At 41.1% G+C, this 22,706-nt stretch carries 20 protein-coding genes and 1 other RNA gene; 5 read left to right on the top strand and 16 right to left on the bottom strand.

Annotated elements, in window-relative coordinates; genetic code table 11:
* From VB733_RS04545 to VB733_RS04535, 3 genes are all read left to right on the top strand, one after another.
* Positions 1-403 (top strand): anti-sigma regulatory factor (locus VB733_RS04545; RefSeq protein ID WP_323338918.1); only part of this gene is annotated, 403 nt, incomplete at its 5' end.
* Positions 404-1,033: 630 nt separating this feature from the next.
* Positions 1,034-1,987, top strand: coding sequence for a tRNA epoxyqueuosine(34) reductase QueG (gene queG / locus VB733_RS04540; RefSeq protein ID WP_323338917.1), 954 nt, complete (start codon positions 1,034-1,036; stop codon positions 1,985-1,987).
* Positions 1,984-2,622, top strand: coding sequence for an HAD-IA family hydrolase (locus VB733_RS04535; RefSeq protein ID WP_323338916.1), 639 nt, complete (start codon positions 1,984-1,986; stop codon positions 2,620-2,622). The genes queG and VB733_RS04535 overlap by 4 nt, the downstream gene beginning before the upstream one ends.
* A 303-nt stretch (positions 2,623-2,925) precedes the next feature.
* Here VB733_RS04535 and VB733_RS04530 read toward each other — a convergent pair whose 3' ends face one another.
* The 15 genes from VB733_RS04530 to VB733_RS04460 form a co-directional block, all read right to left on the bottom strand.
* On the bottom strand, positions 2,926-3,297 hold the full coding sequence (locus tag VB733_RS04530; protein WP_323338915.1) for a hypothetical protein: 372 nt from the start codon (positions 3,295-3,297) through the stop codon (positions 2,926-2,928).
* Positions 3,298-3,615: 318 nt separating this feature from the next.
* Positions 3,616-4,401, bottom strand: coding sequence for an MlaE family lipid ABC transporter permease subunit (locus VB733_RS04525; RefSeq protein ID WP_323338924.1), 786 nt, complete (start codon positions 4,399-4,401; stop codon positions 3,616-3,618).
* 477 nt (positions 4,402-4,878) lie between these two features.
* Positions 4,879-6,387, bottom strand: a complete 1,509-nt coding sequence (locus VB733_RS04520) for a UbiD family decarboxylase (protein ID WP_323338914.1) — start codon at positions 6,385-6,387, stop codon at positions 4,879-4,881.
* Between the two features lie 364 nt (positions 6,388-6,751).
* Positions 6,752-7,627, bottom strand: a complete 876-nt coding sequence (locus VB733_RS04515) for a tetratricopeptide repeat protein (protein WP_323338913.1) — start codon at positions 7,625-7,627, stop codon at positions 6,752-6,754.
* A 199-nt stretch (positions 7,628-7,826) separates the two neighbouring features.
* On the bottom strand, positions 7,827-8,738 hold the full coding sequence (locus tag VB733_RS04510) for a ribonuclease D (RefSeq protein WP_323338912.1): 912 nt from the start codon (positions 8,736-8,738) through the stop codon (positions 7,827-7,829).
* Positions 8,739-8,914: 176 nt separating this feature from the next.
* Positions 8,915-9,300, bottom strand: a transfer-messenger RNA (tmRNA) gene (gene ssrA / locus VB733_RS04505).
* A 113-nt stretch (positions 9,301-9,413) separates the two neighbouring features.
* Positions 9,414-10,361: a F0F1 ATP synthase subunit gamma gene (locus VB733_RS04500; RefSeq protein ID WP_323338911.1), complete on the bottom strand. Its 948-nt coding sequence runs from the start codon at positions 10,359-10,361 to the stop codon at positions 9,414-9,416.
* A gap of 115 nt (positions 10,362-10,476) precedes the next feature.
* A complete protein-coding gene (gene atpA / locus VB733_RS04495; RefSeq protein WP_323338910.1) occupies positions 10,477-11,991 on the bottom strand; it encodes a F0F1 ATP synthase subunit alpha in 1,515 nt (504 codons plus the stop codon).
* A gap of 191 nt (positions 11,992-12,182) precedes the next feature.
* Entirely contained in the window at positions 12,183-12,737 is a 555-nt protein-coding gene (atpH, locus tag VB733_RS04490; protein WP_323338909.1) for an ATP synthase F1 subunit delta, read from the bottom strand.
* Entirely contained in the window at positions 12,738-13,286 is a 549-nt protein-coding gene (locus VB733_RS04485; protein WP_323338923.1) for a F0F1 ATP synthase subunit B, read from the bottom strand.
* A gap of 251 nt (positions 13,287-13,537) precedes the next feature.
* On the bottom strand, positions 13,538-13,966 hold the full coding sequence (locus VB733_RS04480) for a F0F1 ATP synthase subunit B' (protein ID WP_323338908.1): 429 nt from the start codon (positions 13,964-13,966) through the stop codon (positions 13,538-13,540).
* A gap of 178 nt (positions 13,967-14,144) precedes the next feature.
* Positions 14,145-14,390, bottom strand: a complete 246-nt coding sequence (gene atpE, locus VB733_RS04475) for an ATP synthase F0 subunit C (protein ID WP_035157500.1) — start codon at positions 14,388-14,390, stop codon at positions 14,145-14,147.
* A 346-nt stretch (positions 14,391-14,736) separates the two neighbouring features.
* Complete coding sequence (atpB, locus tag VB733_RS04470; protein ID WP_096615623.1) at positions 14,737-15,495, bottom strand: F0F1 ATP synthase subunit A; 759 nt, start codon at positions 15,493-15,495, stop codon at positions 14,737-14,739.
* A 73-nt stretch (positions 15,496-15,568) separates the two neighbouring features.
* Positions 15,569-16,006, bottom strand: a complete 438-nt coding sequence (locus VB733_RS04465; RefSeq protein ID WP_323338907.1) for an ATP synthase subunit I — start codon at positions 16,004-16,006, stop codon at positions 15,569-15,571.
* A gap of 526 nt (positions 16,007-16,532) precedes the next feature.
* Positions 16,533-17,720, bottom strand: coding sequence for a class I SAM-dependent methyltransferase (locus VB733_RS04460; protein ID WP_323338906.1), 1,188 nt, complete (start codon positions 17,718-17,720; stop codon positions 16,533-16,535).
* A gap of 12 nt (positions 17,721-17,732) precedes the next feature.
* Between VB733_RS04460 and VB733_RS04455 the strand changes: the two genes are divergently transcribed.
* Positions 17,733-17,867, top strand: a complete 135-nt coding sequence (locus VB733_RS04455) for a hypothetical protein (protein WP_323338905.1) — start codon at positions 17,733-17,735, stop codon at positions 17,865-17,867.
* A 128-nt stretch (positions 17,868-17,995) separates the two neighbouring features.
* Here the strand turns inward: VB733_RS04455 and VB733_RS04450 are convergent, their stop codons facing one another.
* The gene (locus VB733_RS04450) at positions 17,996-18,667 is read right to left on the bottom strand and encodes a hypothetical protein (RefSeq protein WP_323338904.1); all 672 of its coding nucleotides are present in this window, start codon (positions 18,665-18,667) and stop codon (positions 17,996-17,998) included.
* Between the two features lie 676 nt (positions 18,668-19,343).
* On the opposite strand from VB733_RS04450, the gene VB733_RS04445 reads away from it, so the two are divergent.
* Positions 19,344-22,649, top strand: a complete 3,306-nt coding sequence (locus tag VB733_RS04445; RefSeq protein ID WP_323338903.1) for a phycobilisome rod-core linker polypeptide — start codon at positions 19,344-19,346, stop codon at positions 22,647-22,649.
* Positions 22,650-22,706: the final 57 nt, after the last annotated feature.

Genomic DNA, 22,706 nt, shown 5'->3' with positions numbered 1-22,706 from the left:
AAGCGACTTGAAATTTTTAGTGATTGTCGAGGACTGGTTGCTGGGATGTCTCAAAGTTGAACTGGGACAAACTGTTGATTGGTCAAAACAATCCAACCGTTTGCGGTTAGTATTAGTTGAAGCTTACTCAAATGCTGTCCGCCACGCTCACAGAGACAAACCAAACGCCCCAATTCTCATTCGTTTAGAACTTCAAGAACGAGAAATCGCTTTAGAAATTTGGGATCGTGGTAATGGCTTCGATCTCTCTGAATACTTTGCCCCTAGCCCCAGCGATAAGCAGGAAGGTGGTTACGGGTGGTTGATTATGAATCGACTGATGGATAAAGTTGAGTACCAATTAGAGGTTAATGGTGGTAATTGCTTGAAGTTGGAAACTACTTTACCTGAAATCGCTGAATAAACTGGAATTTTCAAAACTAGACTATATCTGTTTAATTGGCGAACGGTAAAGTTATTTAACAACTCGAAATTTAATAAATCTAGAATAAGCAAATTTAGACTGTTATTCTGAGTCCAGGCATAGTCAAATATTTAGTAATGTAAAGAAAATTAATACAAATTGCTAAATTTATTTGATTTATAGCTCCTATTAATTAATGATTGAAGTAGTAGCTAGCCTCTTGCTAATTTATTACGGAGCAAGGTTCTTAAACACTCAAAGTTTAGGAGCCTGCTTCCCTATATAGCCAAGAGAAAGGCGAGAAATGGAAGGAAGTATTTTCAGTAATTTTAATCCAGTCACCCCTACCGCCGCAGATGTCTTAATTCCTGTGGGATGCTAAGAGTTTTTCCTGAATGTAAATAAGTTATTTTGGTTAGTTCCAGAAAAATAACCAAGTGATGTTAGAACGTTTGGTTCTGGAATTCCTGGAAATTTGTACTTGGAAATTAGAGATTTTCTAGATGGAGAAAAAATTTTAGCTGTCACCATAATTTTACCTTTATAGCTACCGCTAGAATTTGGTTCTGTTGACTATATAGTGTATAGTGAGGATGCAGCTGATTTTGCAAAAGTCAAGAAGTAAGATCAATGAATAAATTACCAAGAGTCAGCAGCAGTGAAGTCAAGCAGAAAGCTCTAGAATTGGGGTTTCACAAAGTAGGTATTGCCACACTGGATAGTAGTGAGACAATCGCAGTACATAGGTTGCAAGCATGGTTAGCGCTGGGTTATCAAGCCGATATGGAATGGATGGCAAACCCAAAACGTCAAGATATAAAATTAGTCATGCCGGAAGTGCGATCGCTCATTTGTGTAGCATTGAATTACTATACTCCTCATCAACGTCCCGAAGGCGAAGAATATGCAAAAATATCTCGCTATGCATGGGGGCGAGACTATCATAAAATTATGCATAAGAAATTGAAGGCGTTGAATAGTTGGTTGGCATCGCTTTCTAGTGAGGTGATAGCAAGATATTATACAGATACAGGACCTGTCCAGGACAAAGCATGGGCACAGAGGGCAGGAATTGGTTGGATTGCTAAGAATGGAAATTTAATTTCGCGAGAGTACGGTTCGTGGATATTTTTGGGAGAAGTGCTGACAAACTTAGAATTAGCACCCGATTCCCCGCATAACCCGCATTGCGGCACTTGTACTCGTTGTCTAGAAGCATGTCCGACTGAGGCGATCGTGTCAAGTGGTGTTGTGGATGCAAATCGCTGTATTGCTTATCACACTATTGAAAACCGTAACGAAGAGTTGCCTAAAAGTATCCAGTCAAATTTACAGGGTTGGGTAGCAGGTTGCGACATCTGCCAAGATGTTTGTCCTTGGAATCAACGTTTTGCAACAGCTACGAATGTATCAGAATTTGAGCCATATGCTGGGAATTTAGCACCCAAGTTGGTAGAATTAGCGGCAATATCTGATGAGAACTGGAATCAACAATTTCCAGCATCAGCACTAAGGCGAATTAAGCCGGAAATGTTACGAAGGAATGCACGTGCAAATATTGAAGCATCCCAGGCAAAAGCATGACCAAGAAAGTTATTATTTTTGATTTTGATGGCACAATTGCCGATACTGTGGATGCACTAGTAAATGTTGCCAATCGTCTAGCTGTCGAGTTTGGTTACATTCAAATCACACCGGAAGAACTCGCTATATTAAGGAATTTGACATCGAGAGAAATTCTTAAATACTCCGGAATTTCGGTTTTTAAAATTCCTTTTTTGGTGAAAAAAGTTAAATCAGAATTAAAAAATAAGATTCCTGAATTACAACCCATTCATGGGATTAAAGATGCGCTTGCAGAATTAACACAACAAGGGCATAGATTAGGAATTATTACTTCTAATTCCCAAGATAATGTCAGTGAGTTTTTGAAAATTAATCAAATGAATGATTTATTTGAATTTGTGTATTCTGGTGTGACAATATTCGGGAAGACAACAATTATTAATAATGTGTTGCGGCAAAAGCAACTCAAGGTACAAGAAGTGATTTATGTAGGAGACGAGACACGTGATGTAGAAGCATCGAAAAAAGCAAATATTAAAGTAGTAGCAGTGACTTGGGGATTTAATTCCTATGAGGTTTTATCAAGGCAGAAACCTAATTTTTTGATTAATCAACCTCAAGAATTATTAGATGTAGTTAATACTAGTTCGTAGTTATTTTAATTAATCTTAGTGAAGACGTGAAATATTAATACTTTCACAAGAAAAGGTAGCTTAAATAAGTTGCAATTATGATTAAATTTATAATTTTTTTGCTGATATGTTAGCATACCTCGATTTTACACTTTGCTGAGTCTAACGTGAGTTCGATAAGTTTAAAAGGAGAGCATCCCAATTTTGCAAAAATACGCCGGAAAGCTCCCTAATCTCCAGGAAGCGGGCTAGAAGCCCGCACTACTCATAAGGATTATGGGAATTTAACTCGAACTCACGTTAATCTAAATTATTAAACAGTATTTACATTTTAGGTTTACCCATTTCCAAGGCTTTTTTAACTAAATCGTCATCAACATTAGTAACAGGTTCGTTACGGGAGGCAATTCCATCTGCCATCTCTAGAAAATCTTCAGGATTTCCAGTTTCTACTGCTACAGTTTTTGTTTCTTTGGGTTCTGTAACTTTATGTTTGGGGGCAACTGCTGCTTCTGCTAATTTTTTACCTTCTGGTGTGTTTGCAACTTCGCTAAGGCTCATTTTTTGTGCAGCTGCGTAGTCGGCTTCAAAGTCTACTTTCGGTGCTTTTTCTTCACCAGCCTCAATGTTTTCAGCTAGTAATTGTGCGTCATGGGTTGAGGCAACCCCAGGATTGGTTTTAATGTCGTCTGCCATAATTTTCGTTCTTGGGAATATGTACGCATTTGTTTCAATGTTATGAGTTTATCAATCATGCCAATTCATAGTAGATACCAATTGATAGATTAATTTCTATACAAAAAGGTAGATACAGCAGGATTTCAGATTCAGTATTCAATATTAATACCGATTCAAAAAATGTTTGCAACATATCCAGAATATGAGACGCAATATATCCCGTCTCTACAAAATTCATCTGTCGCATTCTTTTTTCAAATTGGTATAAGAAGTCAGAAAGCTTTTAATATCATGCCTTTTGATTACATTTTCAGACAGTATTAGTGATTGAATATGTCACAATATTGGCTTTTCAAATAGTAGTAACGAGATAAAGAAATCAACTACAAAAATTGCTACCCAAGAGCTAACAACTGCTGCGGTTGCGGCTTCTCCAACTTGCTTTACTCCCCCTCTTGTGCTGAGTCCCCAGTTGCAACTGTTGACTGCAACAATTATCCCAAATAGGAAAGATTTAATCATGACAGCGAACAAATCTGATGGTTCTAAAAATTCTCTAATTGATTCTAAAAACACCTCTGGTGCTACTTGATAAAATTGTGATGCAATCAGAATTCCACCTAATACCCCCACTACGAGAGCCAAAATTGTGGCGATTGGAACCATAATACAGCAGGCAATGACTCTGGGAACTACTAGATAATTAATTGGGTCAGTTCGTAACATATAAAGCGCGTCTATTTGTTCACTGACTCGCATTGAAGCTATTTCTGCTGCAAATGCAGAACCTACTTGTCCAGCAATGATGCTAGCAGTTAAAATGGGGGCTAATTCTCGACAAAATGCTAGAGCAAAAGCACCTCCAACAGTATCTAAAGCCCCATATTTGACTAACTCACGTGCTGTTTGAATCGTAAAAATCATTCCAGCAAAACCATTCACAAGTAGAACTGGTGATAGTGATTTTGGTCCGGCTGTCACCATATGTTCCATGATTTTGCGATCGCAAGTTTTGCCTTGGATAAAACGTAGCCAAACTTGACCAAAAAGCAGCAAAGTAGTGAAAAATTGGACAATCCCTGATGGTTTCGTATTTTCTTTTGGTTGCAATTTTACCATCACGATGACTAAGTATTTTTGCAATTATGCTAACGCAAATTCCGCCTAGCGTTTGGGAATTTTAGTGATTTTTAAGTATGACAATAATTCATGTTACCAATTGAACAAGTAGTGTGGAGAGGAGTTTCCGGGGAGATGTTCTTCACGGAAAACTCCGGGGCATCTTGCCCACGTTTGGGAAATAGCAAGCGAGACGCTTGCACTACTTATTTTTTACATGATTCCGAATGCCTTGATTACAGCACATTTCCAATCCCAAATTGCACTCTTTAAGCAATTGATTAATTTGGGGATAGAAGTTATATTAAGTTTCCTCCGTAAGCTGCGAGGCATCTAATTTGTATATAAGACACGGGCAAGATGCCCGCACTACAATTATTTTGGTTTTTTGACTTATATAATTTAGCTGCACATCAGCTTATCCCCCTATCTCGCCAATTTCACGTCGGTTTGATTGCAATTATTTCGGCAAACCGGATATTACTTCATATCATAACCAAACAAATTTGGGTCAACTTCCCCTAACTGTAAATCTGCTAAACCATACTCCACCCATCGCCTATCCACCATCGCCGCCACATCTGCATCTGACTCCAAAGGTTCTCCCCATTCATGTTCTGTCTCTGGTGGTATCTTGGTGGTGGCATCAATTCCCATCCGTCCCCCCAAGCCTAATTTCTCGCTGGCAAAATCTAAGGTATCGAAGGGGGTATTCGGCAAAATAAATACATCTCGTGTCGGATCAACCTTAGAACTGATTGCCCATACTACCTGACGGGGGTCACGAATATTTATGTCTTTATCTACCACAATTACAAACTTAGTATATGTAAATTGGGGTAATGCGCTCCAAAAAGCCAAAGCTGCGCGTCGGGCTTGTCCTGGGTATGCTTTATCTATTGATATAATCGCCGCTTTATAACTGAGTGCCTCCATCGGCAAGAAAAAGTCAACAATTTCCGATACTTGTTGTCGTAATATCGGAGTATATATGCGATTTAAGGCGATCGCCATCATTGCTTCTTCTTTGGGAGGACGACCGCTAAATGTTGTTAAATAAATTGGGTCTTTGCGGTGTGTCATGCATTGGAAGCGCACTAAGGGGGAATCCTCCACCCCACCGTAGTATCCCATGTGGTCGCCAAAAGGGCCATCAGGTAACATTTCCCCTGGTGTAATTGTCCCTTCAAGAACTATTTCTGAGTCTGCGGGTACTTCCAAGTCTACGGTTTTGCACTTCGCCAAACTCACACCCGAACCACCATACAGACCGGCAAATAACCACTCGGATAAATCTACAGGTATTGGTGTGGCTGCCGCCATAATAATTAATGGGTCTACACCTAATGCGATCGCTACTTCTAATTTCTTGCCCTTTTCCGCAGCTTTCCGCAAGTGTCTGGCACCACCCCGTACTGACAACCAATGTACGGTCATGGCATTTTGAGATTGTAGTTGTAATCTATACACACCAACATTGGGTGTTCCTGTCTCGCAATCCTTTGTGATTACTAATCCCAAGGTGATTATCTTCCCGGCATCTCCGGGATAGGGGCGTATCATTGGTATCTTATTTAAATCCAGATCATCACCTTGGATGACAACTTGCTGACAAGCGGGGAAAAAATCCCGTCCTGGTTTTGCCTTGATAACATCAAACAGAACTTTACCAAAATCGATTGCTTGGGAAATCTTCTTGGGTGGCTTAGGCTGCTGCAACATCGACAACTTTGTCCCCAATGCTTCTAATTCTTGGGGATGTTCCATGTTCATTGCCCAGCAGATGCGTTCTACTGTCCCCATTAAGTTGACGGCAACGGGGAAATCTGCACCTTTGACGTTCTCAAATATCAAGCCGGGACCACCTTTTGCTAACATTCGGTTAGATATCTCAGCTATTTCTAACTCTGAATCCACGGGGGCTGTAATTCGCCGTAATTGTCCCCGTTCTTCTAATATTTTGATAAATCCCCGTAAATCCCGTGCCATTTGTTTATGAGTTCCAATAATTAAGAAGTGTTAAGCATTGCTGTTTCTATTATCGGCTACTGGAGGGATTTTTTGAGTTTCACCACAACTTATACCAATTCACAATTCGCAATTCGCAATTCGCAATTAAAAAACTTAGATGCAGCGAAGCTTTCAGGATTTACATCTGTATCATATTTTTCGTGAAATGGTATTAGACAACTAATTCACAATGAATTGAACGAGATGTTTGTTTGATATCATATCTGTCTAATCACTGAGGATTAAAGGTTCTCCGCGTCTCTAAGTCTCTGCGTCAATCCTAATGATAAGTATTTAACCGGACATGATATGACAGAATCATCTCCCCTGTATGAGACATAGCCTATTTCTTCAGTTCATTTAAAGCGTTGATTACTTGTTGATACAAATCACTATTATTTTGCTGTTTGAATAAATCTGCGGCTCGTTGTAAGTCAGAAATGGCTGCGTCTTTATTACCCAGGGCTGCACGGGCATTGGCTCGGTTGTTGTAGGCTGCGGCGAAGTTGGGGTTGATGCGAATTGCTTCGTCGTAGTCAGCGACAGCGCCGTTGGTATCTCCTTGGGCTGCGCGGGCATTGCCTCGGTTATTATAGGCTACGGCATAATTAGAATTGAGTTGGATTGCTTGATTATAATCGCTTAAAGCACCATTGCGATCGCCTTGTGAAGCGCGGGCATTGCCTCGATTATTATAAGCATCGGCATACTGAGGAGATAATGTAACTGCCTCATTGTAGTCAGATATGGCTCCTCTAATATCTCCTTGGGCAGCTTTGGCGTTACCTCGATTATTATATGCTTGGGCACTTTTGGGGTTAATTTTAATTGCTTGATTATAGTCTGCGATCGCACTTTGTTTGTCACCCATGTCAAACTTGACTAAACCACGATTGTTATATGCGGCACTATAGTTAGGATTTAGTTTGATTGCCTGATTATAAGCTGTTAATGCACCACGTAAGTCGCCTTTACTTTGTCGTTGTTGCCCTTGAATAAAAAAGTCTGCTGGTTTAGTGGGCTTTGTTATGGCAGGCTGCTTTGGGGAACTTACACCAATTTCGGTGACTAAAATATCATTTTTTTGACTGCAAGCAACAATTGTCAGAGTTATAAATAGCACTAGCGCTGTTAGTCTAATATTTCTTTGACTGTTTATTAGACTTCGTTTGGTAAATTTATTTTTAGCAAACTGTTGTTTAAATAATGACAACTTCATAAATTATTTTAAACTTAATTTAAACAATAAAGGCTTTATCATCAGACCACTACATTATTTCATTTAACTATGATGTCAACATTAAACAAAATTGATAGCTTCATCTACCCAAATTTTTCACGAAATCAGGGATACTAGTCATTAGAAATAATTAAGATTTGATAAAGTTACATATACTCAATAAATTCTCATGATTCGTCTATTCCTCATTTTCCTGATTACGGGAATTTAACCGGAAATAAGTTATCTTTTCCTCAACAATGTTTAATTTCTCTAGGTTAGCACCTAAATCTTTTTGTAAATTTTTAGTAAGAGTTACCGGAAAATTTAAATTAATCCCTTGAGTATGAATAAATTCGGCTAAATCATTAAAAGCGACTTTAAGAGTTGTTCGTTCATAACTGCTCAATTTAAAAACTGGTGTTTCCCAGATATTTTGAGCTTGCATAGCTTTTTTTAAACGTTCTTCTATATGTTCAATTTCTGAATGCAAAAGTTTATACTGCTGTTCAATTTCTTGATACCTTGTAGTTAAGAATGTAATATCTTCATCACTCGCTGCAATATTAGCTTCTTTGCTCAATTCGACTAATTTTTGATGAACTTGAGCAAGATAAATACAATCAAAGTATGCATAGTTGATTTGTGCTGCTGTTAAAGGACGCTGTCCCCAATCACTAGTTTGCTCTTGTTTATTAATATTCGGAAAATTACAAATTGTGGCTGCTAATGTTTGCAGTTGATAATTTGGCACAGGTAAAATATAGTAAGGTATTTTCTTTGCCATTTCTAGAGTACAAGTGACATTTTTTGCGTCTTTAGCACCAAGAAACTTTAAGTCATACTTCGCATTATGAAACACTTTTTCGATTGTTGGGTTAACCATAATTTCACTAATAAAGTTAGTGACAACATCCGGCTGTTCCAATACATCTAAAATGAAATTTCGTTCACCACTGATATCATTAGAATTATCTAGCACTTGAATGAGTGATAACCTCGGTTTTTTTGCTTTAAAATCTGCAACTTCTGTATCTAACCAGAGAATATTAGTTTGAGTACATTCAGTAATAAATTGATTAATTTCACTGGCAGAAGATAAATAGGGCATATTTCAATACGGTTCAGTTAGCGTTTTTTCAGTTGATATATCGCAAAAAACAAGATTTAAGGAATTCTCCCCCAAACCCCCTACAGAAGCTTAATTCATTTAAATTGGGGCATAGTTAAATAAAAACAAAGTCCATCGTTTTTTAATTCTACGATGGACTCAATGGTTATTTATAATAGTGGATCTGGGCAGAATCGAACTGCCGTCCTAAATGGGTATTAACCCCCGCATCATTCACAGGTTTAGCCTATCTGACCCTCAAGGCGGGAATCGTTCATTATCCCGAACGGCAGGATGCTTTAGTGAAGTCTTTACTAACAAATCCACCAAAGAAAACTTGTTAGTGCATCCGCTGGGGGTTGTCTCTAGCGCTTAACGGAGTCACACTAGAAACGCTCGAACCTATAAGAGGCTTTTAGGCAGTAGCTAGTACTTCCTTACGAGCAAATTTTACGATGTTGTTTGCATCTATTGTTTTGAGCCTTGATTTACGAGATGCGACTCGCTCTCGACCTGCATCAACGAGAAGCCTTCGCCACCCAGTCGAAACCAGTACAGACCCATGTCATCTACTATTATTGTAGTACGGAATTTCAAAAATTGCCACTAGCGATTTTTAACTTTAGGCAAAAACTATCAACCCCGCAGGGGTCTTTCCCGCAGGGTAATCCCAAATTAATTGAGTGCTTCAGCACCACCGACTACCTCAAGAATTTCTTGGGTAATAGCAGCTTGACGGGCTTTGTTATATCCCAATGTCAGAGTACCAATAAGTTGAGCAGCATTATCACTAGCATTACTCATTGCGGTCATCCGAGCGGCGAGTTCGCTGGCTGCGGATTCTTGTAAAGCGCGCAATAATTGGTTGCTGAGATACAGGGGTAGCAAGGAATCCAGAATTTGGACTGGGTCTTGCTCAAAAATCATATCGCGAGGAAAAGCACGCACTTCAGTAGTCACTTTTTCCCGCGCCACTTCAAATTGACCACCACGAGTTGTCAAGCGGAAAATTTCATCGTCTTGTGCTTCTAATCCTTGGGTATCGAGAGGAAGCAAGGTTTGGACAACTGGGCGTGAACTGACTAGGGAAACGAATTTAGTGTAAATTAATTCGATTCGGTCTACGCTTTCCGATAAGAACAATGACAGCAATTCGTCAGCAATGTTAGTTGCTTCCTTGGCTGTGGGAATTTGTTCTAAGCCGGTGAAGTTGGCATCAATCGGATAATCCCGACGTTGGAAATATTGGCTGGCTTTACGTCCAACAATCACGAATTTATAGTTTAAACCTTCTGCCTTGAGTTCTTTGGCACGGGTTTCCGCACGTTTGATGACGCTGGAGTTGTAGCCACCGCACAAACCTCGATCGCCTGAAACTACGAGTATGCCAACAGTTTTGACTTGGCGTTTTCTCAGTAGAGGTAAGTCTGCCTCTTCAAACCGCAAGCGGGTTTGCAAACCATAAAGCACTTGTGCTAAACGGTCAGCAAAGGGACGGGTAGAAAGCACTTGTTCTTGGGCACGACGTACACGTGCTGCTGCTACCAACCGCATCGCTTCGGTAATTTTTTTGGTATTTTTAACTGATTGAATGCGATCGCGAATCGATTTTAGGTTTGCCATATCCTTAAACTCCTAAGTGCTGTAGGTATAATCCTCCCACAGGGAATACTGATTATTAAGTGCTGAGTGGGCTACATATACCTAGCACTCAGCACTTGCAACTCAGCACAATTTTTTATGCCAAGAATGTCTTTTTGTATTCAGTAATACCTTCTTTGAGTGCTGCTTCTTCTGCGTCACCCATTAATTTCTTGGTTTGTACTTCTTGACTGTAAGCAGGTTTGCTGCTCTTCAAGTAGTCGCGTAGACCTTTGGTGAAGGTAACTACTTGATCGACAGGGATATCATCTAAGTAACCGTTAATACCTGCATACAGGATGGCAACTTGTTCGGATACAGACAAGGGGGAGTTTTGGGGCTGCTTGAGCAATTCGCGCAAACGCACACCACGCGCTAGCTGGTCTTGGGTAGCTTTATCCAAGTCAGAGGCAAATTGTGCAAATGCTTGGAGGTCATCGAACTGAGCAAGTTCAAGTTTAATTTTACCTGCGACTTTCTTCATCGCTTTGGTTTGTGCTGCCGAACCCACACGGGATACGGAAATACCGGGGTTTACTGCGGGACGAACACCAGCGTTAAACAAGTCGGAGGATAGGAAAATCTGACCGTCGGTAATCGAAATTACGTTGGTAGGAATGTATGCTGATACGTCACCTGCTTGGGTTTCGATGATGGGTAGTGCAGTCATGCTACCAGCACCGAGTTCGTCACTGAGTTTCGCTGCCCGTTCAAGCAAGCGTGAGTGAATATAGAATACGTCTCCAGGGTAAGCTTCACGACCGGGTGGACGACGGAGTAACAGGGACATTTGACGGTATGCCGCAGCTTGCTTAGACAAATCGTCATAAATAATCAAGGTCGCTTTACCTTTGTACATAAAGTACTCAGCCAGCGCTGCACCTGCGTATGGTGCCAAGAATTGCAGTGGTGCAGGCTCGGATGCGCTGGCGGCTACAACGATTGTGTAGTCCATGGCACCTTTTTCTTGTAATGTCTGCACTACGTTAGCGACGGTGGAAGCTTTTTGACCGATGGCTACGTATACACAAATTACATCTTCTGATTTTTGGTTAATGATGGTGTCAACTGCGATCGCGGTTTTCCCAGTTTGCCGGTCACCAATGATTAACTCGCGCTGTCCGCGACCGATGGGAATCATCGAGTCAATCGCGGTGATGCCTGTTTGCATTGGTTCGTGTACCGAACGACGAGCAATAATCCCAGGAGCCATTGATTCAATCAGACGGTTTTCGCTGCTTTGAATGTCACCTTTGCCGTCGATGGGACGACCTAAAGCATCAACTACACGTCCAATTGTGGCTTCCCCTACAGGAATTTGAGCGATGCGTCCGGTTGCGGTGACGGTACTTCCTTCTTGGATGTCGAGACCTTCACCCATCAATACCACACCGACGTTATCTTCTTCTAAGTTCAAAGCAATACCAATTGTACCGTCTTCAAACTCTAGAAGTTCTCCCGCCATTGCTTTTTCCAAGCCATAAACGCGAGCCACACCGTCACCTACTTGCAGTACAGTGCCCACATTAGCAACTTTAACCCCTTGGTCGTATTGCTCGATTTGTTGCTGAATAATGCTGCTAATTTCGTCGGGTCTAATTGAAATACTCATGTTTCTATGTTTTTCTTTTTGACAAAAGCAAAAAAGTTAGGAGTTGTGATTTAAGAGCAAGGAATTATGAGTTATTAGTTATTAGTTATTAATTATTGGGTTGGGAATTTAGCGCAAAGTTAAATACAGTATTTAATTAACTCTAACTCCTAACTCCTAACCCCTAACTATTAACTCCTAACCCTAACTCTTCAAGAACTAGTTAAACGCAAAGACAAACGGCGCAGTTGACCGCGTAAACTTGCATCTATAACCTGCGAACCAACTTTGATAATGACACCACCAATCAATTCGCTGTCTACTTTCTTGCTGAGTTCCACTTCGCGAGCCTGAGTCATGGAAATAACTCTTTCTTTAACAGCTTGCTCTTGTGCTTCCGATAGGGGAACCGCAGAAATAACTTCCGCGAGGACTGTTTGGTTTAATTCGCGCAGTAGTGTTAAATATTGCTGACAAATTCCGTCTAGCAAGTAAATTCGCTTTCTATCAACCAATAACATCAAGAAATTGCGAAAGAAAGCATTGGTATCGTCACCTAAGACGCGGTTAATAACAACCTTTTTGCTTTCTATTGATGCAAAAGGATTGTCAAAAAAGTTACGCAATTCCTTGCTTTCACTTAGCAACGTCACTAAACCCCGTGCATCATTACCAAATGCTTCGGTGAGGTTGTTAGATTTTGCTACAGTCATCAAAGCCTGAGCATAAGGTGCAGCGATTTCTTCGTTAGCTACAGTATTCTTCATCTAACGTCCTCCCAGTAGCGCGATGCTGCGGTCAATTAAAGTTTGTTGCGTGTCTTCGGATACTCCTGTCTTCAGTTCCGATTCCACTTTTCCTAATGCCATTGCCACAACACGCGATCGCACACTGGCGATCGCTTTGTCTCGTTCGGTATTTAAATCGGCAGCAGCAACTTCTTTCAAACGTTGCACGTCTACTGATGCTTTTGCCAATATTGCTTCTTTCGCCGCTTGAGCGCTGGCTTGTCCGGTTTGGCGAATACGTTCTGCTTCCGCAGCCGAATCCTTGACGCTCTTTTCGGCTTCTGCTAAGGCTGCTGCCGCTTCTTGGAGACGCTGCTCGGCTTCTTTAATTGTTGCTTCGATCGCGTTGCGGCGCTCGGTCAAAGTGTTAACTAATAACTTACGCCCAAAAACAACCAATATCCCAACTAGGAGAGCCAGGTTGATCACATTGGTTTCTAAGATGTCTAGGTTAAGACCAAAACCACCTTCTTCATGAGCGGCGATCGCTTCTGTCGCCAATAATATCAAAGTGCCCATTATACCTATCTACAACTGCGCTGCTTAATTGCTAACAAAATTAAATTCTCACTGTTGGAGAAAGTGCTAATTTAAACACTCAACTAAGGGAATCTCACAACAAAGATGACATTCATCAGTAATCAGAGTACAGTTTCGGTGCATCTTGACGACATCAATGATTCTGAATTCTGAATTCTGGTTTGCCTGCTAAGTTTATTTCAACACCCTTAATGCGCGTAGGTTTGTGGGACCTATGTGGCAAATTTGAATGTATCTTTTTATCTTGCTCCGGCTCCCAAGAGTTTTCCGAGAATTTGCTGACTCAAGGAATCCACTTGTTGCTCTAAGGAACTTAGGGCTGCTTGTTTTTGCTGTTCGATTTCGCGAGCTGCTTGTTCTCGCTGTGCTTGGGCTTCTTGTTGAGCTTCAGCAACTCTTTCAGCATAAACTTTTTGAGCTTCTGCCTCCGCTTGGGCGATTAAAGCTTGTGATTGCTTGCGGGCATTGGCTAACTGCTGTTCGTAATCTTTTATTAAACGTTCAGCTTTGTCTAAACGCTCGCGGGCATCAACTTTATTGGTGCGGATGTAATTATCGCGATCGTCTAATGCTTTGGTGACGGGTTTGTAGAAAATCGCATTCAACAAAGCCGACAACAGCAAAAACTGCAATGCCATGAAGGGTAAAGTCGCATCAAAATCAAACATTTATTCCCCCTTTTTGGCTTGCAAGGTAGTTTTCATAGGAAGCAACATCGTCGTATCTTTCATATCTTGAAAAGCTATTGCCAACAAGGGAAGCCTGAAAACATGTCAATGGTAGAGACGCATAGTATTTAACGTTTTACCGTCATACCACAGCGTCTCTACTATTAACTATATTGTCTTAGGAAAATGGGTTAGCGAATAACAATACTAACGCGATAACCAAGCCGTAGATGGTTAAGGATTCCATGAACGCCAAGGTTAACAACAAGGTACCGCGAATTTTTCCTTCTGCTTCTGGCTGACGAGCAATACCCGAAACTGCTTCTCCAGCAGCATTACCTTGACCAATACCAGGCCCAATCGCAGCTAAACCAATCGCTAAAGCAGCAGCGAGAACTGAAGCAGCAGAAACTAATGGATCCATTTTGATTTTCCTTTACTTAGTACAAAAATGTTATTTAGGATTTCCAAACTGAGAAATTCCAGGCTTGGAAGCGCTGATGTTTAGATTTTGAATTTACTTAGTTGTTCCAAAATCCAAAATCTGTCTTCAAAAAGTTGGCAACGAAGTAGAGAAGTGGATGGCATAGGCTTCTGTTCCGTCTGAATTTGGAGAAACCTTCTTGACAACGCCAGCTGCTACAAGTCGGGGAATCCTTTTGGCGGTTCTGAACCTGCGGGAAGGCGTTTTACCTACAATGGGGGAACTCCACAACGGAACACCTTACCAAGGCACTGACTCAACTGTTGGCAAAATTCAATTGAGGATGCTAATGTTCCTCATGCTCTTCACCATGCCCTTCCAGGGCTTCATGGATATATGCAGCAGCTAGGGTGGCAAATACCAATGCTTGAATTGCGCTGGTAAACAAACCCAAAGCCATAACGGGCAAAGGTATAAACAGAGGAACTAGTAAAACTAGTACCGCTACCACCAACTCGTCCGCTAAGATATTACCAAATAGACGGAAGCTTAGGGAAAGAGGCTTGGTGAAGTCTTCAAGAATCGCGATCGGTAACAGAATTGGCGTAGGTTCTATATACTTTTTGAAGTATCCTAGACCGCGCTTTCTAAAACCAGCGTAAAAGTAGGCTAAAGAGGTTAATAACGCCAATGCCACCGTCGTATTGATATCATTAGTCGGCGCTGCTAATTCACCTTCTGGTAGCTTAATCAGCCTCCAGGGGATTAATGCTCCAGACCAATTCGATACGAAGATGAACAAGAATAGTGTGCCAATAAAAGGCACCCAAGGACGATACTCTTTTTCACCTAGCTGGTTTTTGGCTAAATCCCGAATAAATTCTAGGGCATATTCCATTAAGTTTTGGATGCCGCTAGGAACTTTCTGGATATTTCTTGTTGCAGCTAGTGAAGCTATTACAAGAATACCAATTACAAACCATGAGGTCAGAAAAACTTGACCATGTAGTTTGAAATTGCCCAATTGCCAGTAGAAATGATGCCCTACTTCTAACGAGGCTAGGGGTAAAAAATTCAGGGCATTTAAGACACTAAACATGTGCATTCTTCAAGAACTTTCCCCAAACAGTTAAGATGGAGGACTACTTTTTATAAACCTAACCTAGTTTACTTAAAGCTTACTTAGATTCAGGTAGGAACGCAATTTGCAGCGTGTAAACGAGGAGCGTCGCTTTATAGGTTAGAAATCCCAAGAATATGGGCAAAATTTTTAATTGTTGCCATTGACTTGCTACTACAATCAAAACAACAAACAAAGCAAGACGATTCTTGCTCAAACTTTGTTTTTCTACACCTAGCTGCTCAACGTCTTTAGCCAACATTCTTAAGTAAAGCACACCTGTAAACGCCCCAAGTAGATAGTTGAGGGCTATGTTTACGGAGTAAAAAATCCACACAGAGATGAAAGCAATTCCTATCAAAACAAGAGTTATGATTACCAACTTTTTATAGAGTCGATAAAACTCTCGCATGGAATTGTCTGGTTCTGGGTCCTCAAAACCAGGTGGAGCATCTTGTCGTGTTGTTGGTTCGATTGATTCGTCTGACAAGCTCACAGGACTTGAAACCAGTACAGCTATGTTTGACTACACTTTTCAGCCAGTTGAATCATATCACGGTTGGGTAACAATACTTTAGAAAAAACTAATTAACTTAATTGTCACCCGGCGATTTGTCGGCTTCAGTTTTCCCCAGATGGAAACATTTACTTTGGTTGGCAGCTAAATCACAAGCGACACAACCAATTACCTCCCCGCGAATGGACTCAACTCAGAGCCAACTGGAGAAGATTGGAGATTCCTGGCATCAGAGACAGCAAAATCTATTACGGGTTATCAGGAAAAATCGACACTTATTTTTCCTGCTTTTCTAGGTATTTATACAACCCTTGTCTCTCCATTTTTGGACTGTGGGGTGCGAGAAGACCCTAAGGGTTGAGAATCGGAACTGGGATGAGAAGCAAGGAGAAAATGAAAGCCAAAACTCTCCTATCCCATATTCTAGCTTTTAGTTTTTACCTTTTTTGTTCTCGACTATCATGCCCTTCAGTAGTCTAGGTTAGTCACCTGTATAAATATATTCTCATGCTGGTGTTAACATAACCAGTTGCTGTTGTTGGAGCGATCGCACTCCATCTAAACTAAATTCCATTGTCAAGAGAATCTCGCCCACCGTTGATTTACCGTTACATGCTTGCATGAATGTAAATTCTGCATCGCTTAAATTTACAATTTTGTAATCATAGTTAAATATTGTTTGACTTGGGAAGCCATCTATGCATGTACTAACTTCTGGAATTGCCGCCAGTAAACTATGATCATTCTTCCAGTCAGCTTGATGGATTGGTGGACGAGCCAGGAAAAATTCGTAGTGGCTGGTTTCAGGGTCTAATAATTCTATGAGCCTGTAAAGTTGGCGTTCTGATAAATCTTTTGCCCGCTCTAATAATTCTGGAGCTTTACTTAAAAGTCTGTCTAAATTCCAAAACCCAGGATTAGAAAATCCCACAAACTCCAACCCTGAGGCATCAATTAACTCAAACAAAGTATCGATATTGTAGTCAATCTCCTGTGGATGGACATACATATCGGCAAAATTTTCATCACGCTGGTTTTCAAACGACCATCTTTCCTTTTCCCGTTTTAAAATCCGATTATGTTCTGGGAGGGAGCTAAATATTTGTCGTCCGACTTGTACTCCATCGCGATAATCGCCTTTTTTGTCACCTTGGAGCAGGGAAATAGCCTTTTGCATTAACTGAATTTCCCATCTTCCTAATTCGCCATAGACAAAGATATGGAAAATACCGCCTGGTGCGAGTTTTTTGGCTAAAGCTTGTATCCCCCGAATGGGGTTATTAGTATGGTGCAAAACCCCAACACAGTTAATTAAATCAAATTCTCCCGGTAACTGTTCCACATCAAACAGACTCAACTGATGAAATTCAACCCGGTTTGCACCACTACGCCGACACCTTTCTCTGGCAACTTCCAAGGTTCCCGCACTCAAGTCAATGCCAACAACTTGTGCTTCAGGGTTGAGATGCACTAGATACTCAGTTCCCACTCCGGAACCGCAACCGGCATCAAGAATGCGAATATTTTGCCTTTGCGGTTTCATCCCCGTACAAAAATTATATGCAGCCAGCCAATTCCATCGCCAGTTATAACCTGGAGGTGGTTCATCTAAAATTGGTTCTGGGGGAAACGGGTATGTATCGTAGAGTTTGGCAACCGCGTCACTAACTTTTTGGGTGTGGGTATCGGTCATGGTTTGAGGAATATGGCAGTATTCTTGAGTTTATCGAAATCTGGGGGTATTTGCGATCGCGATTACCGAGTTGCCAAATATTTGTCTCATGTCTACCAGTCAATTTCAGTAATCAGTAATTTTAAAACCTGGTGTGGTGAAATCTAAACTGATGTTGCAATACTGAACTACTGAGTTGTAAATATCATACGCATTTACCAAAAAGTGGCAATTGGGAAAATTAAATTAATTAATTCCGGCGATCGCCACTTTATTAATATCTCCTAAATTGGTAATTATGGAGCCTGATGTCCAATTTTGTTTTTTAGAGCCAAACCAGCTAGCGCAACTACTACTAATCCACTAACATTTGCAGAGTCGGGGATTGATTTTGGGACACTAAAGTTAATATCTACCGTATATTTACCAGTATTTATAAAAGTATCTGTATTCACATTCACCGTCCCAAATAAGTTCCCTACACCCGATGCATTTTTAAATTTTCCTTCTCCTCCAATAATTTTTAATTGGGCTGTTGTAAATGCTGTTGAGTTGTCTTTATTTACCTTATCTAAACCACTAAAAGTCCCAAAAATTTTATTTCCAGCTTGATTAAAAAATACGACATACCCATTTTCATCATTAATTCCATAATCTTGAGGATTAGATTTAAATGTATATGAAGTCCCATTCGCAAGGGCTGGAAATACTTCTGACAGAATTGCATATCCTAAGAATTCTATTTTGTCTAAACCCAAGGTTGCATTTTGAGAAGAACCTGTAGCCTCACCTTTTAAATAGCCTTTATCTGGGAAGAGAGTGAGAACATCTTGGAAATCGTAATCTCCATTTAAATTAAAGCTTTGTTGAGCTTTTGCTGGCGATATTCCTAACCCTAGTAATGATACTGATAAAGAGACTCCAAACAAACAATTTAAATCTAAGAAATTGAATTTTGAAAATTTCATACTTTGTACTATTTGTTACTTAGTAGATGTTCTTAAAATTAACATATCACACATATTTTCTATACATATGGGTAAAAATATTGATAAAAGTTTTACATATTAATTGTAAATATCAGTCTTTTTTCGTACAAATACTGATTATTTGTAAAAATCCAATATTTAGTATAAAGAAATACAGTTTATCTAAAATTAGTAAAATCTAGATTTTGCTTCTCAAATCTCCAAGAGAAATTTATAAATGATGCAATTGGCACACCAATTTTTTGTAACACCTGGGTTCGTCTTCCCCTTTTCCAGCGAAATCAAGCCAAAGTAATCATTTTCAGGAAAGCGACTTTGTTCTGAGACTTCTTGAAATTCGGTAATCGATTTGCGGTTAAATAAAAACAGGTACTCTCCACTAGCAAAATCCAATGAATGCAAAATCAAGGAATTTTTCCAGCTAAAACGGAGTAAGTACCACTTCGACCTGATACCTAGATGACTCAGGTTCGATACACTTCTTAATAAACCCCCAGTAGAAACGCAAAACGTTTTAATCTAAAAGCTGACTGGGTTAATTTTTTTCTGGTAGCTTTGCGGTTGGCAAAGGTAATCCATAGTTTTACCAAAATGTCAAGTCTCAAGCTAGCCCAGACTTAACACATAAAAATATAATAGGAGTTTTACAAATCCGATGAGTGTTAAGGCGAGTGGTGGAAGCTCGGTTGCGCGTCCGCAACTGTATCAAACTCTGGCTGTATCAAAAATTTCCCAAGCAGAGCAACAAGACCGCTTTTTGGGAGTTGGCGAACTCAACGAATTAGCAAGCTACTTTGCATCTGGCGCGAAGCGTCTGGATATTGCTCAGATACTTACAGATAACTCTGAGATTATCGTTTCACGTGCTGCTAACCGGATTTTTGTTGGTGGTTCGCCAATGGCTTTCTTGGAAAAACCGCAACCAGTGCCAGAAATGGCAACGGTGGGTGCTGAGGCTGCGCCAGTAATGGATATACGCCGCAGTATGGAGTTAGGAACTGTCACCTACGTTGAAACCCGTGGTGGTTTCCTCGAAAATTTACGTTCGATTTTCAACTCAACCCCTAGCGGTCCGGCTCCTGTTGGTTTTAGACCGATTAATATTGCCCGATATGGTCCTGGCAACATGGCGAAAAGCCTGCGCGACCTATCTTGGTTTTTACGCTATGCGACTTATGCGATCGTTGCGGGTGACCCCAACATTCTGGCGGTAAATACACGCGGGTTGCGTGAAATTATTGAGAATGCTTGCTCGACTGAAGCAACTTTGGTGGCTCTACAGGAAATCAGGTCTGCGTCACTGTCGTATTTCCGTCAAGATGCAGAAGCGGCTGAAATTGTTGCTCAATACATGGATGTTTTGATCACTGAATTCAAAGCACCCACGCCATCAACGAAAGTACGTCAGCGTGAATCATCCGATCTCCAAGGATTGCAACTGCCGCAAATTTACTTTAATGCAGCAGAGCGTCGTCAGAAGTTCGTGATGAAAACGGGATTATCGGCGACAGAAAAAAATGATGTGATCAAGGCTGCCTACCGGCAAATTTTCGAGCGCGATATTACCCGTGCTTATGGTTTGTCGTTGTCGTATCTAGAATCACAAGTAAAAAATGGCGACATCTCGATGAAAGAGTTTGTGCGCCGCTTGTGTAAATCTCCTCTGTATCGCAAGAATTTCTTCGATCGCTATATTAATAGTCGCGCCTTAGAATTGGCTTTCCGCCATATTCTCGGTCGAGGTCCTAGTTCTCGTGAAGAAGTACAAAAATACTTCTCGATTGTTTCCAGCAAAGGATTAGCTGGACTAGTCGATGCATTGGTAGATTCGCAGGAATACTCCGACTACTTTGGCGAGGAAACAGTACCTTACCTACGCGGTTTGGGTCAAGAAGCACAGGAATGTCGCAACTGGGGTCCGCAGCAAGACCTGTTTAATTACAGCGCACCTTTCCGCAAGATTCCGCAGTTTATTACTACTTTTGCTTCCTACAATCAGCCGTTACCCGACCAACATGTTTACGGTTCTGGTAACGATCCATTGGAAATTCAATTTGGGGCGATTTTCCCGAAAGAAACCCGCAACCCCAGCACAAGTCCGGCATTCTTTGGTAAAGATACCCGACGGTTATTGATTAATCGCGGACCCGGAATTAATAACCAAGTGAGTAATCCTTCTGCGCGTGGTATCGCCCCCGGTACACTCGGACCTAAGGTATTCAAACTCGACCAATTACCAGGAACTCGTGGGAAGAAGTCGAAAGCTGGAACTAACGTGAAGTTCTCGGAAAGTTCGACTCAAGCCGTCATTAAAGCTGCTTACCTACAAGTTTTTGGACGCGAAGTTTACGAAGGACAGCGTCAGAAAGTTGCGGAAATCAAGCTGGAAAACGGCGAAATCAGCATCAAAGAATTTATTCGCATGTTGGCGAAGTCGGATGTATTCCGGAAGATGTACTGGACAAACCTGTATGTCATGAAATCCGTTGAATACGTTCACCGTCGTTTATTAGGTCGTCCTACCTACGGTCGTCAAGAAACAAACAAATACTTTGATATTTGTGCGAAGAAAGGTTTCTACGCCCTCATTGATGCCATTCTCGATACTGAAGAGTACGCACAGGCATTTGGGGAGGATACCATTCCTTACGAACGCTATGTCACTGCTGCCGGACAAGCACAGCGTAACTTGCGTGTTGGTAGTATCCGCGAAGATATTACACCCAGCATCCAGAAACAAGAAACTCCAATGTTCGTGCAGTTGGGTACGCCGACTGAAGTGCGATCGCAACCCGATGTCGAGTTCCGTTCCAACCAAGGTGTATCGAAGCAACGCGAACAAACGAAAATCTTCAAGTTTGTGTCTGGGAATGGCGACAAAGTGGCAATACAAAATACAATCAGTGCTGCTTACCGTCAGATTTTCGAGCGCGATATTGCTCCATACGTAGCTTCATCTCGCGAATTTAAGGTATTGGAAAGCCGTTTGAGTAACGGTGAAATTACGGTGAAAGAATTCATTGAAGGCTTGGGTTATTCCAGCTTGTACCTCAAAGAATTCTACACCCCGTATCCCAACACCAAGGTGATTGAACTGGGTACAAAGCACTTCATGGGACGTGCGCCATTAGACCAAGCAGAAATCCGTAAGTACAATCAAATATTAGCGACTAAAGGGATTAAGGCATTTATCAATGCAATGCTAAATACCCCCGAATACACTGATGTATTTGGCGAAGATACGGTTCCCTACCGTCGTTTCCCCACCTTACCTGCTGCTAACTTCCCCAATACCAATCGCTTGTACAACCAGTTGACCAAGCAGAACGACGATATTGTTGTACCTAGCTTCGATACAATTAAGCCGAAGATGGATGCATCCACCTTACCCCTATCAGGAAAGGCGATCGCAGATATGGCTGCCCGCGAAGCAGCTTACAGTGGCTTAGGTCGTACCATCACCCCAGCATCACAGGTAGTTAATGCCCGCCGCCAAGGTATCCGTATTTATCGGTTTGTGGCTAATGGCGACAAAACTGAGTTTGTATCCTTAGTGAATGCGATTTACGCCCAAGTGATGGATATCCACAGTGGTGAAATTCCCCCAGAATTCCGCCGTTTGGATTTGGAAAAGCAGTTAGCAAACAACGAAATATCTGTTCAGGAATTTGTTCGTACCCTGGCAAGTTCACAAGCTTATCAACAACGTTTTTGCAACGCTTTCCCTCAAAATAAAGTCGTTGAGTTAATCTTCCGTCATATTTTGGGACGTAAACCCGCTACCCAAGTCGAAATCCACAAATATACCGAGATTTTGACTCACAGTGGTTTAGCCTCTGCTGTAGATGCCTTAGTTAATAGCCAAGAATACGCACAATTCTTCGGTGAAGACGTTGTTCCTTACCAGCGCATTCCCTCATTACCCGCAGGTAATTATCTGGGTAGGGTCAAAGCTGATTAATTCAATTAATTAGTCACCGATAAGGCAAGAAATTAGCTGTTAGCTATTGGTAAATAG

Origin of the sequence: Calothrix sp. UHCC 0171 (assembly GCF_034931845.1) — a bacterium.
Lineage (GTDB): Bacteria > Cyanobacteriota > Cyanobacteriia > Cyanobacteriales > Nostocaceae > Brunnivagina.
The sequence above is the reverse complement of the archived record's forward strand: the minus strand, read 5'-3'. Positions and strand labels throughout refer to the sequence as shown.